The organism is Natronomonas gomsonensis, from assembly GCF_024300825.1.
Lineage (GTDB): Archaea > Halobacteriota > Halobacteria > Halobacteriales > Haloarculaceae > Natronomonas > Natronomonas gomsonensis.
In genome coordinates, this window is sequence record NZ_CP101323.1 from 3,027,233 (window position 1) to 3,043,765 (window position 16,533).

The following is a 16,533-nucleotide window of genomic DNA, read 5'->3' on the forward strand; positions in this document are numbered from 1 at the left end:
GAGACTCGACATCGTCTCGACGACCTCGCTGGTTTGTTCAGCGACACTTGGTGTGGGCGCGGTTGTGAGCGGCCGGTTGACCAACTCACTGTCCTTGTAGTAACAGAACCTGAGCAGGGTGGCGTCATTCTCTTCGGGTGTGACAATCTGGACGACGCCGTATCCGTCTTTCCACATGTCAATCGTTTGTTCAAGCATGTTCTGTAGCATATACACACAACGTTTCGCGCATATGTACGTAAGCGGTTTCATTTATCTAATTCATATAATCGCCACATTGGATACCTACTATCAAATGGTGACAGCATCAGCTGAATAGAGCAAGTGATCCGTGAAGCGCGAGAGACGAGTGGCACACGATTTGAGTGGGCACCAAGAGCCCGAAGAGGTGGGCTATTCTGGACGTTCTCCGATGGACGCCGACTCCTCCGGTTGTTTCGGAGACGAATCCACTTGCGATTACTCGTAGTAGTCAATTCGCTCGACGACGTTGGCGAAGCCGACGTTCTCGCGGACGTTGGTGATTTCGATGCGAACACGTTCACCAACGTCGGTATCGGGGACGATGATGACGTAGCCACGTTCGACGCGGGCGATGCCATCACCGCCGTCACCGAGGGTTTCGATTTCGACCTGGCGGGTCTCCCCTTCCTCGACTGGTGGATTGGACTCGGCCTGAGCTCGCTGGCTCGAGGCCGACGAGGATGAATTCGAGGCGGGTGTTGCGGGAAGCAGCGCCACGCGATAGGTATCACCGGTGTTGAGCTGGCCGATCTCGAGTTCTCGCTGCGGGATTTCGATGACGTATGAGTCTCCGCGCTCTTCTACGTGGCCGGTGAACAGACAGTTGAGTTGTTCAGGGAGTTCCATTCGGGGCTACCTGATCTACCCGCGTGTGGAAGCGACTTGATTGTGTTGTCATCCGACCATATGTAGTCGGGATCAAATACTATTCCTTTGAACGAATCGTAGGCCATAGTGTGATAGCTGGCGCCCGGGAAGCCGTATCTCATGCCGAACGTGGCGAACGGTATCGGCGAGGAGATTATGAACAGTGGCCAGTGTTCTATCGGCAGACCTCTCAATTGTGATCGGGTTATATCGAGTTAACCAGCTACTTTATATATTCTTTAATGAATCTTCAGGCGACTACTGGGGCCCAGTTGTCGACAGACGACGTTCAACGAGTCGTTCGGTGATTCAAGTGCCTGAGCTTCGCCAGAACGGATGATGGAGGAGCGTTAGTATGTTCATCTAATATATTCACCCCACATATTCACCATGTATGTTCATCGCCTATGTTCAACGTGTATATCCACCAAATATGTTCACCACATATTTCCTACGCGACACAGACCGTATTCCGATGGATCGTTCCAGAATCCCCCAAGCACATGTGACTAGTCGCCGTCTTAGCGTCATGGACCATCCGGCCCCTAGGGAAAGGACCGAAAAACGAGACGGTGGGACTAGGAGTACTGCGAGGAAAGTCAGTCGGTGGGGCCGCAGGTCAGTTGCGGCCAGCATGCTGGGTCTAGCGTTGTATGCGGGCTACGAATCGGACCGGGATCCGGAGAAGCTCCGCGAGCGGTACACGTATCCGGAATCGGAGTTCGTGACTGTCGACGGGCTAACTGTTCACTACCGCGACACCGGGCCCGAGGACCCAAACGCCCCGACGCTGGTGTGTTGCCATGGGGTCTTCGCGTCGCTCCATACCTGGGAAGGGTGGACCGACGAACTATCCAGCGCGATGCGGGTCGTAAGCCTCGACCTTCCGGGGTTCGGGCTCACCGGTCCCCACCCGGAAGGACGCAACGGAATCCAAGAGACCGTCAACTTTCTCGCCGCCTTCCTCGATGCCATTGGAATCGAGCGAGCGTCGCTGGCGGGGAGTTCCCGGGGTGGTGAGATCGCTTGGCGGTTCGCTGTTGACTACCCCAACCGCGTCGACCGTCTGGTGTTAATCGGCGCCGCAGGCTATCCACGTAAGGAGACGCGGTGGCTGCGGCGAATACGGGACCTTGGCCCGCTCTCGTGGCCGCTCCAGTACTTCACTCCCCGACCGTTGACGGAGGTGGTCGTTCGGAAGGCATACGGCAACCCTGCGCGAATAGTACCCGAGACTGTGACTCGCTATCATGAACTACTTCTGCGAGCGGGGAACCGCGATGCAATCGCTAATCTGGACGTCCAGACCGGCGATCGGAGCGCCGACGTCCCGCGGGTCGACGCACCGACGCTTGTACTGTGGGGTAGCGAGGACGTGGTAATTCCGCCAGCACACGGGGAGCGGTTCGCTCGTGAAATTTCGGATGCCGAACTCGTTGTCTACCAGGGGTTAGGCCACATCCCGATGGAAGAAGACCCGAAGCGGACGGTTCCCGATGTCCGGACCTTCCTGTTGGACGAGGAGTGACGTCATCCCTCCACTTGCCACCCCTCACGAAGGTGTATAGCTGGGCTAAAAGAAGAGAGACGCAAACGGTCACTATCTTTCGATAATGGCCGTGCGCTCTGCCTGCTTTGTCGGTCGATAGATTTTGTCGACGGTAGTTAACCAACATAACCGACACAGTGAGCGACTCTGTTGGTTAATGGATGTGGCGTTTTTTCGAAATGTCGGGCAGCATGGGTAGTGACCAAATCTTATCGTATTAGTGGGGACAGTTCCACGAGGAAGAGCAAGCACGGGTATGGCAATTGCCGTACCCCAGAAGGGACACCGGGTTTCCGGTGAAATATCCGAGGGCCAACTCTGTAACTCGTGTTTAACCAACAGTATTGACGGTTGTCCTGCATCGTTGGTTAACGGTGCTACGTCTATTGGGCGGTCGAAGAGACACACCACGTTTCCGGTGGGTTGTGTCCGGAGAACCCTTAGGTCGAAATATGATAGCTCGATATGTCCCAAGAAATGACTCCGGCATACACACACCACGTTTCCGGTGAAATACCTATTGGAAGGCACTGTGTCTACGGTATTCCGCTGTGGTAGTGGTTGTATAACTATTCTTTCCTAGATGTATGTCTGACATAGTTTTATTACTATTCCCTGATTACCAGCCACTAACCTCATCGTCAGCAAAGAATGAAGACGACAGCTGTCGTCTTCAAGCTCCAGTTGATCTAACCGACTCTTGCTACTTGCGGGCGTGAACATTCGCATTCGTCTGCTTTCTCTGGTTCTACAGCTTCTGTCCTAACACGAGTCCTGGTAACCTCTTCAGCTGGGATCTGCCAAGCCAATGGATGGACTCCGTCCATTGAACAGGCCGTAACATGCTCTGTTTCGTACTGAGTTGCGATTCTAACCGTCTTTCCGCCCCCCCGATACCCCTCTTTCATCTGGAGTAGATACACTCATAATTCGGGTTTCACCGGAAACCCGGTGTGTGTGTCTCGGGGGAAGCTTCAAGTCGTTTCACCGGAAACTCGGTGTCAACGAGTATGTCTCAGTCTGACGAACTATTCACCCGGGAAGATCCGATCTTCGTGAACAAGGAACTCTTAGAAATTAACCATCTCCCGGATGAGGGACGCATCGTTGGGCGAGACGACGCGATTAGTAAACTCGCAAATGCAGTGAATCCGGCTATCTTTGGCCAGAGTCCGAGCAACGTTCTTATTTACGGTAAGACGGGGACTGGGAAATCTTTGTGTGCAAAATACGTCTCAACACGACTTGTCGAAACTGCTGCCGAGGAGAACGTTAACGCGAAGACTGCCTACGTTGACTGTGCACAGGATACAACTGAAACACAGGCTGTTCAAACCATCGCTAGTAAACTCAACGACCCTGACACGACTGGCGTTAACATCCCAGATAAGGGAATCAGTACCGCGACGTACTACAAGCGGCTCTGGAAAATCCTGGATGAGCAGCACGACGTTGCGTTAATCATCCTTGATGAAATCGACAAACTCGACGACGACAGCATCCTGATGCAGCTCTCACGAGCGGGAGAAGCGGGAAAAATCGAGAGTTGTAAGATCGGCGTGATTGGGATTAGCAACAAGATTCGGTACAAAGATCGAATGGACGAGCGTGTTAAAAGTAGTCTCTGTGAGCGTGAGTTTGTCTTCCCACCATACGATGCCGGACAACTGAATGATATCATGGAAGCACGACGGGATGCCTTCCGCGACGGTGTCCTAGACGAGAGCGTGATTTCTCGCACTGCAGCACTGGCCGCTCGCGAACACGGGGATGCACGCAAGGCAATTGACATCCTCCGATACGCCGGCGAGATCGCACAATCCGAGGAGGCAGAGGTCGTCCGTGAGGAGTTCGTCGATAGAGCTCGTGACCAGGCAGAAACCGATCGGTTCCGTGAACTCATTCGAGGTTCGACACCCCACTCACGATACGTACTACAAGCGTTGACAATCCTCTCGCTTAATTCACCGAAAAAAGAGGGATTCAGAACCACTGCTATCTACGATTTATATGAGCAAATTTGCCGACAGGAGGGCTCCGAGGGACTTTCGTTGCGTCGGGTTCGTGACCTCCTGAAAGAACATGCGTTCTTGGATGTTACCGAGCAATCTCGATGCTCCGGTGGTAGTGCTGAAGGTAGCTACACCGAACACCAACTGCTTGAAGACCCGGAAGTCATCCAGAGTGTCCTCTCGGGGAGCCTTGATTCTGAGTGAATAGGTCTCGACTGTTGGCTTCATCCCACAACTTTTGTCTTGCTAGGCCAGTGTCTGCGGTACTTCCTTTTTGATACAATCTCCAGTTGTAACACTGGCTTCATTTTCACCGGAAACCCGGTGTGTGTGTGGATATGGCCCCGGTTTACGCCAGAATTGTAATAGATTCACACGCAAACCCGTAAACAGCATTGCTAGCCCTATTCAAGATAACTTACACCGGAAACGTGGTGTCTCCCCTTCGTGTTTGCTGCGATGTATTTTACCGAACAACTGGTGTCCGCGGTCGAATTATGGCAATTTTCGCGTAGAGATTTTGGAGCGATAACCTAAGAATTGACTATGGATCGTTCACCGGAAATCTGGTGTGAATGAGAAACAGAGCTGACTAGGTACTCGCTGGTGAATTTCGAACGTCGGAGCCACGGTCCCGGTTCGGGGATGTTTCTCGAGTTCCAATTCGGTGAGCGTCCAGAGACAATTCTCGAAACGCTTCGTGAAGACTCCAAGATCGACATGGTTGCCTCATCTGAAGTTGAATCAGTCGTCAACGCCCAGATTCGCAACGAAGCCTGACACGGACCGTCTCCCTTGTCGCGGTTTTGTTTCGACACACCCCTCTATCGATGTGTTCACCTCCGGTAGTTGCCCTAAACACACCCCTCTATCGATGTGTTCGCAAGTAGTCCAGTGTCTCGAATTCGCCGAAGATTCACATACTATCGCGGCGTCAACAGAAAGAATGGCGACGATTTGGCTCACGATTGCAAGTCCAACGACCGAGGCGGTCGTCAACCCTTGCTTGCAGCCTGCGACGACCACTTCGTGCCGGATGAAATTCATCTACTCACGAATCCTGGTCTTGATCATGTAACGCCGTCGTTGGTCTCGCTGCTCGAGGACGTCGTCGCGACCTACGACACAACAGCTACTGTCGATACGCATCGGCTAAAGGCTGAAACCAACTACGGAGCTATCGCCTCGTTTTTCGTCGACAGCATTGCGACCGGCACGACCGACGACACTGTTGCGATAGACATCACGCCGGGTCGGAAATTCATGTCGGCTATCGCGTTCCAAGCGGGCCTCAAGCATGGCGCCGATCACGTCTTTTACCTCCATCTTCAGTCGACGGCGTATGGCCGGTGCTATCCCGACATTCCGCGAACGAACGTTGACCTCGTCGATTTCACGGAGGTGGTCTAATGTACACCCAGCGTGACCACCTCGTCACTCTTCTCAACGCGCTCTATGACAGCGGTGTGTCCTCGATCCCGGTCAAACATCCCTGCGACGACATCGGCGAACTGCTCCGCATTGAACTCGAAGCCGCAGGGCAAGCAACCGTTCGCTTCACGAAAGGCGCTGTGACCTATCGGGATGCTCGGGAAACAATCGAACTCGAATACGTCCAAGAGCGTACAATGACTTACCTGACGCGAACAGCTACGTTCGCGCTTTCGTTGGTAGTGGGTTGGTGCCACCGGAAAACGCTGATGCGATCGCTGAGTTTGTACAGCAGCATGGTTACCCGGATCTTGAGGCGGGCCACGACCCGGTGATGATTGGGCTCGATACGAATCTGATGGGGTTTCGACTCACCGAGGCACTCGATATCGACCCGGTTTCAGGGTCTCGCGATGGAGCCAACCGACGGCCGACGATGGGATATGCACTCTCGAAAGGCGTCAAGAAAGAACTCGATTGGTACTACAACCACTACGATACGGCGGATTTGACAGCGGCCTTCGGCGAGGAGTTTGCTCGGTTACAGAACCAACCTGCAGGGAGCAACCGTGAGGGATTCTTGGGCCTGTATGAGTTTCGCCGGTTGGCCTCACGCCGGCGAACAGACCTTGTTCCCGGAGAAGACGGCGACGTTGAGAAAGGCGACGCAGCGATTATTCAGGCCTATCGCGAGTACGACCAGGGTAATCGAAAGCGAGTGTTGCTCTTTAGCAACGACTATGCGTTCATCGACAACACTCAGGACGTCGGTCTTCGGGCCCAACATGTCACCTTCCCGGTCGACTTACCTCGAAAAACGACCGTGCCGTGGCGGGGATTGACGACGCTGCTGTACATTCTCGCGGTCCAATTCGGCGTCCTTCAGTTGCCGGAACTGACGCTCTACGGCGTCTGGGAGAATAAATCCGGGAAACACTGGCAGGACGAAGCGTTGTTCGTCGACAATCGGAGTCCCGTAGTTGGTGAGGCACTTGAACGGGCTATCTCGATTGTTGAGCGGTTTGAGGAAGTCTAATTCCGAAGAAATGGCATTCTAATCGGGGCTGACGGGTCCTTTGTATTTTGATCGGATTTTGTCGCCATCCCGCCACTGCCAGTAGTAGTATCGATTGTCGTTGATCTCTTTGATCGTGATTGTCGCCTTTGTGGGCACTTCATCGGGCAAGTCGTCAGGTCGCGCTTTGACCTCGGAGTCTTCTGACTCCTCCTCGAGGCGCGCCTCACGTTCCTTGTGTTCAGCCAATGCCTCCGCGTAGTGGGCGACGTGCTGGAGTTGGTCCGGGGAGTATCCATTGACCGTGTTGACGAGGTCTGTCGGGAGCTCCGCCGGCGGCGTCGGTGGCTCGTAGGACATCAGCGGTCGCCTCGTATTAACCAACAGAGCGCGTATCGGCATAGATTTGTTGGTTAATCAGATATCGTCCCGTCACGGGCTAAAGAGTGCGAATAGCAAACTATTCAGAAATAGACCGTGCCGTTAGACGCCGTCGGGACGGGGGGCGTTCTCGTACTTGATCATCTTCTCGGGCTTGTCGGAGATGGTGTCGTAGATTTGCTGGAGCGTCTCTTCAGCGGCCAGCAGGTTGTGCTCCTCCAGGAACTCCCGGCCCTCCTCCGTGAGTCCGTAGAACTTCCAGGGGTAGCCCTGTCGGCGCTGGTCGTCGCCCAGGGCGACCTCCTTGACGATGCCGGCGTCGATGAGTTTCTGGATGTGCTTGTAGACGGTGGCGTCGCTCACGCTGGGGTTGAGCTCCTCGAGCTCGTACATCGAGGGGAGCTGGTCGGGGTGCTGGAGGATGTTGTTGATCAGCGCGAACCGCGTCTGTTGGGTGACGAAGTGGACGAGTTCGCGGGATTCCATCCCCTCAGCTGTCCCCAGGTCGATGCTCATACGACACGATACACGGCCTGGCGGCAAGTAGTTTACCCTTGAGTAAACTACTCTGGGATAAATCACACCTGACTAAGCTGGTGATTTACTCCGTAAATCATATCGCAAGACGCTGAGAGGGGCCATATATGTCCGACGAGGAGCCGCCTGTCCCTGAAGAAGTCCTCACCAGTGCGAAGGACCAACTCGACGACGAAGAGATTTCACTGGCAGACAACGAGGAGATCCTCCACGCCCTGAGCGAACTGACCCCCGTCTACGAGAATGACCAGTCGTACTTCGTGCTGGGGAACTACGACCGAGAGCCGATCCGACGGTTGAACCTCGTGGTCGACCGCCTCAACCGCCGGCAGAACGCCTACGCCTTCCGGATGGTCGACATCCGTGGCGAGTGGGACAACAGCATCCAGAAATTCTGCCTGATTGCCGACATCGTGACCTCCCTAGTCGGCGTCGCCGAGAAGGAACCGAGTGACTTCCTCGTCGAACAAGGACTACTCGTCGGCACGACGGAGTTCTTCGCGAAGAGCCACGTCCTCAAGCGGGAGGACGAGGACGAAGACCACCCCTTCGGCTGGATGCAGGACGGCGTCTTCGAGCTGTTCGAGCAGGAGGGGCGGCTGTATCGCTGGCAGACCGAGGAGGAACTCGTCGATGTAACAGAAGATCTCCCGTGACGGGGGCCGCGACTGCTGTGGTAATCAACGACAGTGGTAAACGGGATGGCCTGTTGGTTAATCAGGATCAGCCTGTATCAGTCGGGAGTCGGCCATCCGGTCGCGGGACTCGGCCGCTCTTGATTTCGTGGTCAACGCGGCGGGGGTGCTTACATCCGCCGGCGGCGTCGATAGCTCTAGGACATCAGTTGGTTAATTGGATAACGGCTCGTCACCCGTTGAAGAGTTCGAATAGCAGACTATTCAGGAATAGAACGTACCGCTAAAACGTCGTCGGGGGCGTTCTCGTACTTGATCAGCTTCTCGGATTCGTCTGTGATGGTGTCGTAGATTTGCTGGGTTCGTCGGTGAGCTAGTGTAACACTACTCGAAACTTATTTATATATAAGTTTCATATTATGTTACACCGTGCTCCGGCGCATCGAACTGGATGTCCTCGCCACGGTCGAACGCGGCGACACAATCTCCGAGCTCGCGACGAAGCTCGACCACAGCGAGAGTTACCTCTCTCGTGCCGTCGCCGACCTCGTCGAGAAGAGGCTCGTCTACACGGAACGCGACGGGCGGCGAAAACGAGTCGTCCCGTCAGATGCTCGCGCCGTCGAGCTCTATCAGGACCTCGTCCGCCAGCACTCCCACATCAACTTCCCCGAGCTGCTGACCGGGAAATCACTCGAGGTACTGTACTACCTCGACCAGCCGCGAACCGTCTCCGAAATCGCTGACCGAAGCGACAATTACCGCAACACGGTTAACCGCGTCCTCAAGCGGTTTCGCGACCGGGGTCTCGTCGGGACGGCCAACGGCCACTACGAGTTCAACGCCGACTTCGACCACCTCCACGAGTTCGCCCGTGAACTCGCACACCATCTACATCGCCAGCGCCTCGAAGCCGTTGCCCCGAAGGGCACGATTCTCTGGGAGGACTACGACGAATTCCTCGCGCAGGCCGAGACGGAGATCGACGCAGCGGCGTTCCACGAAACCGGCCTCGCTCGATTCGCGGCCTTCGACCTCCAGTTCCTGCTCACCGGCCACCGCTACTACGTCTACTCCGAGGACCTCGACGCGGTCTCGCCGGCGGAGCTCTGCTGTCACACGCTGTTAATCGACGACGGCAGCCGTCACCGCTCGTACTGTCTCCTCCTGCTCAGCCACGTCGACGTCGACGAGGCGGACCTCCGAGAGCAGGCGGCGAAGTATGGCCTCGAAGACGAAATCGACGCCGTGCTCCGCTACCTCGAGACGCACGGGGAGGTCGACGATGCCCGACTCCCGGAGTGGGATGAGTTCCAGAAGCTGGCGGCTGACTACGAGGTGCCACTACCATCATGAGACCAACATTCGGACGTGAGTACATCGAGAACGAATTCCAGCGAATCGGAGACGGGCTATCTGAACCGCTCACGGTCTACCTGATCGGTGGTGGCGCGATGTCGCTGCGCGACCTCAAGGGAGCGACGAAAGATATCGACCTGGTCGTCCCAGATGGCGACGCGTACGGCCAGCTGTGGGCCGTCCTGATGGACCTCGGGTATGCGGAAGTTCAATCGCTGGATCCAGATTACCGGGCGCTGGGGGCGACGAGCTGCGTCGAAAACGACGATGGGTGTCGCCTCGACATCTTCAACCAGCAGGTCGCGAACAAGCTCGTGCTCACCGACGGGATGCAAGAGCGCAGCGAGCAGTTCCTCGACACGGATCGACTGATGGTCCGGCTAGTCAGCAACGAGGATATCTTCCTGTTCAAGGCGATCGCCGGCCGTGACGACGACATCGAGGACATGAATATGCTCGTGCAGGCCGGCCTCGATTACGACGTCGTCCGGGCTGAGCTCGAAGCCCAAATCGAACGCCTGGGGGACGATCAGTTTGCCACGTTCGCGAATGAGGCCCTGGTCGAACTCGAGGGGCGGTACGGAGTGACCACGCCGATCGAGGCCCGCGTCCAGGAGCTGACGAATAGATACTACCGGGGGCTCGAAGTCCTCCAGGCACTCGACGAGCCGAAGACCGTCGACGAACTGGCCGCCAAACTGGAGCTGGATACTGACGAGGTTCACGACCGGATCGCGTATCTCTCTACGTTCGACCGGGTCCGTCGGGATGGCGACACGGTCCGTCCTGTGGAGTAGTCTGGTCACGACTACGGGGAGGGAAGGCGGCCGTCTGGTCGGGGAACGCGGCCCCGTTTGATCTCGTGATCGACGCGGCGCAGGTGCTTGCAGCCGCCTTCGGGTGAACGTTGCTGCCAGTCGGGACAGGTACACGATTCGTCGATGACGTCGACTTCGTACCTGTTGCCGGACGCGGACTGCACCTCGTAGCAGCCACCTTTCGAGAGGAGTGAGACGTCCATCGCTTCGGCGACGGCACGCTTCGTGCGGGGCTCGAGATCGTCCTTCGACTGTTCGTTCGCGTCGACGACCAGTCGGTCGCGAACGTCGCCCGTTCGGCCACCGTCGGGAGCGACGGCTTCCGCAGGCCCCTTGAGCCGCTCGTGGAGCACTTCCTCCACCGGATGGTCTTCCGGCCACAGGTAGTGGACCTCGCGGCGCTCGCGATGGTCGTAGGAGCCGCACGCGGCTGCGCACCCAGTCCAGACGCGCCAGGCACCCAGCGCAGCCATCACGTCGACGATGTCACGGGGAACTGTCTGGTGGTCGTCCGGGAAGAACACCCGGAAGCGGGTACACGCCTCCTGCGGCGGGACGGTCTCCCACCAGTCTTCGCTGGAGCTCCAGCTGTCGTACATCGCCTCGTCGCTCCCGTAGCCGACGGTCACGCCGTTGATCGGTGTCCAGTCTGCTGGGAGGTGGTCCGCCTCGCCTTCAAGCACCCGAAGAACGGCGTATCGGAGGTACTCGTGGGCTTGGTTGTCTGTCGTTCGAGCGACCTGGTCGTGCTGCTCGGCAACGTGCTCGGCTTCCTCAAGGACCGTCGTGAGATATGGTTCAGTCATCATTCGACGGAGGTTAGAACGCGCCTCCGCCCCTCGGCGGGCGCAGAAAAACTACGTCTGGTATCGAAGACACCGAGTTTACATGAGACACGAAAGAGATTTCCTGAATAGAAACTATTCTGTCGTATGAACGGTGTTGGGACTGTCAAACGCATCTTTACGGCCCCAGAGGCCGAGGTCGAGATGGTCGAGCAGAGTGATGTCAAAGCCGTCGCTGGCAGTGGTCTTGAAGGCGACCGCTATTTTAGCGAAATTGAGACGGGGACCTTCGTCACGTGGGGTCCGGATGAGGAACGGCCCAATGGCTATGACGTAACGCTCATCGAGCGAGAAGCAATCGATGGTATTGAGCGCGAGGCAGATGTCGAACTCAGTCCCGGCGAACATCGGCGGAATATCATCACTCGTGATGCCGCACTCAACCATCTTGTCGGCAAGCGTTTTCGTGTCGGAGACGCCATCTTTCAAGGCGACCGACTCTGTGAACCCTGCGGGTATCTCCAAGATCTCATCGAGAAGGATGTATTGGAGCCGCTGGCTCACCGGGGCGGGCTTCGGGCAGACATTCTCGAAAGCGGGCGTATTCGCTCGAATGACGAGATAGAACCGCTCGAATAGGACAGCGCCACGCCACTATCGGATCGGCATCTCTGGAGGTTACCGGCCTTCGATGACCTAATTGGGAGGGTCTGCGTCGTCATTGAATCCGCTTCCGTACCGTTCGAGTACTTCTGTAACGGTGACTTCGTATGCGTCGTACCATTCAGTCCACCGTTGCTTTGCTTGCTTGTGGTCTGGATCCGCTCCAAACGATTCGAGTGCGTCTAGTGATTCCCAGTAGTAGACAACGAGAACCTCGTCACTTTCGAGGTCGTTCCACGTGCGTTTACCGAGGAACCCGTCTGTCTCCTCGGCAGCTACCTGTATCTTGTCGTTCAGTTCGTGGAATTCCTCGTCGTATTCTCCCGGATCAAGACGAAACGTGACGAGATACATCGACACCTGTTTGCTCTCGTAGATGGATAACCCAAACGAATTCACCGGCGATTTGTCTATGACACGAGATACTAACCGTTCCCCCGAGCACCGATTCAGAACGCTCGCCGTCGGATCTGGTCCAAATGGGATTCGTCCCGTGGAAGGTGGACCGGACGATGTCATTCCGCCACTACACCTCTCGACCACCTTCGAGTGGGCTGGGTCTGACGAAATTACTGAACACGCGTACTCGCGCGAGAGCAATCCAACGCGGGTGGCCCTCGAAGACCAGATCGCCCGCCTCGAAGGAGGCGAGCATGGATTGGTGTTTGCTTCGGGGATGGCTGCTATCTCGACGACGATGTTATCGCTGGTTCCGCCGGGGGGTCACATCGTGTCGTCGGACTCCGTCTATAGCGGTACTGAGAAGCTGCTCACAGAGATACTGGCGGGGCACTTCGGTATCGACATAGACTTTATCGACGCCCGTGACCCCGAAAACGTTGCTGCGGTAGCTGATTCAGACACTGACTTGATCTGGGTAGAGACGCCGTCGAATCCATTGATACGTCTTTGTGATGTCCGCTCGATAGCCGACATCGCTCAGGATCACAATGCCGCGTTCGGAGTTGACAGCACCTTCGCAAGTCCATATTTCCAAGCGCCGCTCGACCTGGGTGCAGACGTCGTCGTCCACAGCACCACCAAGTACCTCAATGGCCACTCCGACTCGACTGGTGGCGCCGTAATCACGGATGACGATGCAGCATTCGAGAACTTGGCGTTTTCCCAGCAGACCGGGCTCGGGAATATGCTTGCCCCGTTCGACTGCTATCTCGTTGCAAGAGGGATCAAGACGTTACCGACACGGATGGAAGACCACGAGAAAAACGCGATGGCAGTGGCTCGATTTCTTGAGGACCACGACTGGGTCGATCGCGTTCACTACCCGGGACTCGAAAGCCACCCCCAACACGATCTCGCCGCCGAACAGATGTCAGGGTATAGCGGGATGCTCTCCTTCGAGTTCGACGGCACGCTCGCCGAAATTGAAGCGTTCGTCGAGGGGCTCGATATATTCACTCCTGGAGCAAGCCTCGGTGGCGTAGAGAGTTTGATTGAGGTACCATCGCTGATGATTCCCGATGAGGTTGATCACGGGCCAGCTACGGCTGAGGTCCCGGAAAACCTCGTACGGATGTCGGTCGGTATCGAAGATGTCGATGATCTTCGCGAAGACCTCCGGACAGCGCTCCCGTAAACGCCTCCACGACGCCTCTCGCTAAAGTGGAGCTAATCGATTTATGACCGAATTCTCTGTCTAAAGAGAGTGATTGACCGAAGAACCTACGCATCTGCTTATTAACCAACAAGGTGAAAGGCGACACTGCTATGTTGGTTAAGAACGCGCGAGAGTCAGTCCTCGAGAACGTCGATGAGCTCTTCTGCTGTGGAACTGATCCGTCCGAGCCGCTCGCGAACGACCTCGAGGTTATCCGACTCCCACGCAGCGAGGTAGAACGCCGACCCGCTGGTGTCCAACCCACAGTAGCGCCCGACGACGTACGCGACGGCTTCGGCCTCGACTTCGCGTTTCGCCCGTTCGGTGTCGTCGTCGACGTTGAAGTGGAGCAGGGCGTGCGCGTACTCGTGAATCAGCGTCCGCGCAAGGTCGGCCTCGTTCTCCCGATCACGTACCTCGACGAGCGGCTGAACGTCGACGAGACTCAGCTGCTCGCAGATGCCCTTCGTCTCGCCGTGGGTCCACTCCTCGGCTGGAACGATCCGCACCGTCACGCCGAGGTCGTCAGCGGCGCCAGTCAACTGTTCGACGAGGTCGCCGGCGTCGCCGGTCGCTTCTGTGTCCAGGTCGGGAAGCGGCTCACCTTCCGTCTGGGAGACGTCGAACACCGGCGCGGGCTTGAACCCCACTAGGCCCTCGGACCACTCCTCGGGGGGCGTCTCGTCGTACTCACAGTCACTGTCCTCGTGGTAGCTCGGCGAGTTCTCGCACTCCGGGCACTGCTTGGTGATGATCGGCGCCCAGATCCAGATGGCCGACTCACCCTCCTTGACGTGGCGGTCGAACTCCTCCTGCCACGTCCGGTAGCCAGCCACCCGGCTCGCCTCGGGACACTGTCGCTTGATGAGGAGCGTGTTCCGGTAGGAGTAGTCGTGGAAACGACTCTGGACATCGAGCCACTCTTGGAACTCCGCGCTGGCCTGCGCGTCGTCGACGCCGGCGACGAGGTCGTCGATCCACTGTTCGATGGTACTGTTCATCTCGTCCGATCGCGTGTCGGTCTGGTCGAACGAGACCGACGAGTCTCTGGTCGTAGACATCGTGATCACCGAATCGAATTCACGGCGACTGCGTCTGTTCAGACCGCGCCGCACCCCTCAGGGGCAAAGAAAAACCTCACAAGAGGGCTCACTCCAATAGTGGGCCCGTCTTAGACTCTAATCCTTGCTATCACCGAACGTGATTCATTAAACATCTCACAAATGCGCTAAAACACCACTGATGTATGGAAAGCCGCCTCTATCCGTCGTTTGAGGAGATCGCCAATTCTGCCCAAGAGTCACCCACCCGCCCCGGATCAACGATCCCTCAAAGGACTCTCTCCTGCTTACAGGATTCATTCCAACAGAACCTCTACGGAAGAGGGACTGAAGCCGCTAAATTGCGTCCGAAGGGGGATATAAACCATATATTGATATACCAATCATCAATATCTGGAAGTTGAGACTACACCGGATTTAGCGGGGCTGTAATGCGTGGTTTCGGGCGAATTGTCGAGGTGAAGATGCTTCGAATCTCCTCTCGATAGTCTTCTCGTGTCGTACTACCAACTAGACCGGTGAATTTCCAAGATCCCCGACAGCGTTGCCACTCAGGAATCCGTACTGGCCCAGGACAGAGTATCGCTCTATCCGATCCCGGTCTCCTTCTTCAGCAGCGTGAGCGTATTGTCAGCCGTCACAATGGGTGAGTGTTCGTACTCACCCGTCAACTCGACTTGAACGAGCAAATCGACCGCTCGCCAAATCGAGTACAACAAACAGGCAAACGCGAAGTAGAAGAACCGCAACCCGAAGTCCTTCGATGTGGTGGCAGCCATGAACCGTTTGATCGATCTGTAGCCACTCTCGATTTCCCAACGGTAGCCGTACTCTGTGAGATGACCACTTCCGCCATTCGTCATAAACACCGAATACTGCCGGTGGTCGTCGTGCTCGGAGCTCTCTTTCCGACGGTAGATCAGCGTCGTCTCGTGCCACTCGTTCTTGCCGAGATGCAACTTCCGGTCCGTCTCGTATCGGTCTTGGTCGCGCTGGAGCAACCGCTTCGCCTGGGCTTTCTCGCTGGTCTGCATTCGCTTCGGTACGACATACGACAGCCCACACTGGCTGATCATCTCCAGAACGTGCTGACTATCGAACTCCCGGTCCATCAGGACGTTATCGACGTGGACGAGCTCTTCAGCCGAATCCAGCAAGTCCTTGACGATCTCCTTGCGTGACTCGCCTTTCCGTACCGGGCGGACATCAAGGACGAGCGGAACTGCGTTACCGACTAGCTGGACTGTCGCCCACTGGTAGGCGTACTCGTCGTTCCTCTCCTTTGTCCCAATAATCTCGTCCTCGTGGCCTGCGCGGTCGCCCGTGAAGGGGTCATCTTCGATAATGTCGATCGCGACGATCCCCGCTCGGAAGAACTCCTCCGTCTCCGCGAGCTCGTTCGCTGGAATCGTTTGAACTGCGCGACCGACTCGCGCGTTGTATCATTGCACGGCTATCAGAATATCTCTCTGAACTGGTACAAACTCCGATGGTCAATACGCACGCCTACCTAACAGCAGTTTCATCAGATGAGATGTCTAACGAATAGGATTTCAACAGAGCCGCGGATGTGAAGCAAGCCGCCGGTTGGAACCCATGACACGAGTCGCGTTCCTGATGAAGTCGAAATCAATGGTGTCACATTTACTCCTGCAGAATCACACGCGGATGATTAACCTTCAACAGTTCTGAAATTTATTTTTGGGCCACTCAATACGATGATGGCGATTTCGAAGACCTGTGCTGACTATGTATCCTGTACTTAGCGATTCTTCTCG

General features: G+C 56.3%; 16 protein-coding genes and 2 pseudogenes. 11 read left to right on the forward strand and 7 right to left on the reverse strand.

The window, feature by feature from the left end; translation table 11 throughout:
• Nucleotides 1-459: 459 nt before the first annotated feature.
• Nucleotides 460-870 carry a TRAM domain-containing protein gene (locus NMP98_RS15985; RefSeq protein WP_254858856.1) on the reverse strand — a complete coding sequence of 137 codons (411 nt, stop codon included), beginning with the start codon at nt 868-870 and terminating at the stop codon, nt 460-462.
• A gap of 655 nt (nt 871-1,525) precedes the next feature.
• On the opposite strand from NMP98_RS15985, the gene NMP98_RS15990 reads away from it, so the two are divergent.
• The 6 genes and pseudogenes from NMP98_RS15990 (at nt 1,526) to NMP98_RS16010 (ending at nt 6,919) form a co-directional block, all read left to right on the forward strand.
• Entirely contained in the window at nt 1,526-2,419 is an 894-nt protein-coding gene (locus NMP98_RS15990) for an alpha/beta fold hydrolase (protein WP_254858857.1), read from the forward strand.
• Between the two features lie 1,031 nt (nt 2,420-3,450).
• The gene (locus tag NMP98_RS15995) at nt 3,451-4,656 is read left to right on the forward strand and encodes a Cdc6/Cdc18 family protein (protein ID WP_254858858.1); all 1,206 of its coding nucleotides are present in this window, start codon (nt 3,451-3,453) and stop codon (nt 4,654-4,656) included.
• A 381-nt stretch (nt 4,657-5,037) separates the two neighbouring features.
• Nucleotides 5,038-5,232 (forward strand): annotated as a pseudogene (locus NMP98_RS19565) (cell division control protein Cdc6); the annotation flags it as partial.
• Between the two features lie 249 nt (nt 5,233-5,481).
• Entirely contained in the window at nt 5,482-5,862 is a 381-nt protein-coding gene (locus tag NMP98_RS16000; protein WP_254858859.1) for a PDDEXK family nuclease, read from the forward strand.
• Nucleotides 5,862-6,218 carry a hypothetical protein gene (locus NMP98_RS16005; RefSeq protein WP_254858860.1) on the forward strand — a complete coding sequence of 119 codons (357 nt, stop codon included), beginning with the start codon at nt 5,862-5,864 and terminating at the stop codon, nt 6,216-6,218. Before NMP98_RS16000 ends, NMP98_RS16005 begins: the two co-directional genes overlap by 1 nt.
• On the forward strand, nt 6,218-6,919 hold the full coding sequence (locus NMP98_RS16010) for a hypothetical protein (protein WP_254858861.1): 702 nt from the start codon (nt 6,218-6,220) through the stop codon (nt 6,917-6,919). Before NMP98_RS16005 ends, NMP98_RS16010 begins: the two co-directional genes overlap by 1 nt.
• An 18-nt stretch (nt 6,920-6,937) precedes the next feature.
• Here NMP98_RS16010 and NMP98_RS16015 read toward each other — a convergent pair whose 3' ends face one another.
• Together NMP98_RS16015 and NMP98_RS16020 are read right to left on the reverse strand one after the other, a co-directional pair.
• Nucleotides 6,938-7,258, reverse strand: coding sequence for a DUF6788 family protein (locus NMP98_RS16015; RefSeq protein ID WP_254858862.1), 321 nt, complete (start codon nt 7,256-7,258; stop codon nt 6,938-6,940).
• Nucleotides 7,259-7,381: 123 nt separating this feature from the next.
• On the reverse strand, nt 7,382-7,795 hold the full coding sequence (locus NMP98_RS16020; protein ID WP_254858863.1) for a MarR family transcriptional regulator: 414 nt from the start codon (nt 7,793-7,795) through the stop codon (nt 7,382-7,384).
• 128 nt (nt 7,796-7,923) lie between these two features.
• On the opposite strand from NMP98_RS16020, the gene NMP98_RS16025 reads away from it, so the two are divergent.
• The 3 genes from NMP98_RS16025 to NMP98_RS16035 all read left to right on the forward strand — a co-directional run bounded on the left by NMP98_RS16025 (nt 7,924) and on the right by NMP98_RS16035 (nt 10,607).
• Nucleotides 7,924-8,472, forward strand: coding sequence for a DUF8170 family protein (locus tag NMP98_RS16025; protein WP_254858864.1), 549 nt, complete (start codon nt 7,924-7,926; stop codon nt 8,470-8,472).
• A 408-nt stretch (nt 8,473-8,880) separates the two neighbouring features.
• Entirely contained in the window at nt 8,881-9,807 is a 927-nt protein-coding gene (locus NMP98_RS16030) for a MarR family transcriptional regulator (RefSeq protein ID WP_254858865.1), read from the forward strand.
• Complete coding sequence (locus NMP98_RS16035; RefSeq protein ID WP_326494488.1) at nt 9,804-10,607, forward strand: DUF6036 family nucleotidyltransferase; 804 nt, start codon at nt 9,804-9,806, stop codon at nt 10,605-10,607. The genes NMP98_RS16030 and NMP98_RS16035 overlap by 4 nt, the downstream gene beginning before the upstream one ends.
• Before the next feature lie 11 nt (nt 10,608-10,618).
• Here the strand turns inward: NMP98_RS16035 and NMP98_RS16040 are convergent, their stop codons facing one another.
• Nucleotides 10,619-11,434: a hypothetical protein gene (locus tag NMP98_RS16040; protein ID WP_254858867.1), complete on the reverse strand. Its 816-nt coding sequence runs from the start codon at nt 11,432-11,434 to the stop codon at nt 10,619-10,621.
• 126 nt (nt 11,435-11,560) lie between these two features.
• On the opposite strand from NMP98_RS16040, the gene NMP98_RS16045 reads away from it, so the two are divergent.
• Entirely contained in the window at nt 11,561-12,052 is a 492-nt protein-coding gene (locus tag NMP98_RS16045) for an MOSC domain-containing protein (protein WP_367997244.1), read from the forward strand.
• Nucleotides 12,053-12,109: 57 nt separating this feature from the next.
• Here the strand turns inward: NMP98_RS16045 and NMP98_RS16050 are convergent, their stop codons facing one another.
• A complete protein-coding gene (locus tag NMP98_RS16050) occupies nt 12,110-12,430 on the reverse strand; it encodes an antibiotic biosynthesis monooxygenase family protein (protein ID WP_254858868.1) in 321 nt (106 codons plus the stop codon).
• Between the two features lie 58 nt (nt 12,431-12,488).
• On the opposite strand from NMP98_RS16050, the gene NMP98_RS16055 reads away from it, so the two are divergent.
• On the forward strand, nt 12,489-13,673 hold the full coding sequence (locus NMP98_RS16055; protein WP_367997274.1) for a trans-sulfuration enzyme family protein: 1,185 nt from the start codon (nt 12,489-12,491) through the stop codon (nt 13,671-13,673).
• A gap of 155 nt (nt 13,674-13,828) precedes the next feature.
• Here NMP98_RS16055 and NMP98_RS16060 read toward each other — a convergent pair whose 3' ends face one another.
• Nucleotides 13,829-14,755, reverse strand: a complete 927-nt coding sequence (locus tag NMP98_RS16060; RefSeq protein ID WP_254858870.1) for an ArdC-like ssDNA-binding domain-containing protein — start codon at nt 14,753-14,755, stop codon at nt 13,829-13,831.
• A 587-nt stretch (nt 14,756-15,342) separates the two neighbouring features.
• Nucleotides 15,343-16,155, reverse strand: a pseudogene (locus tag NMP98_RS16065) (transposase); the annotation flags it as partial.
• Nucleotides 16,156-16,533: the final 378 nt, after the last annotated feature.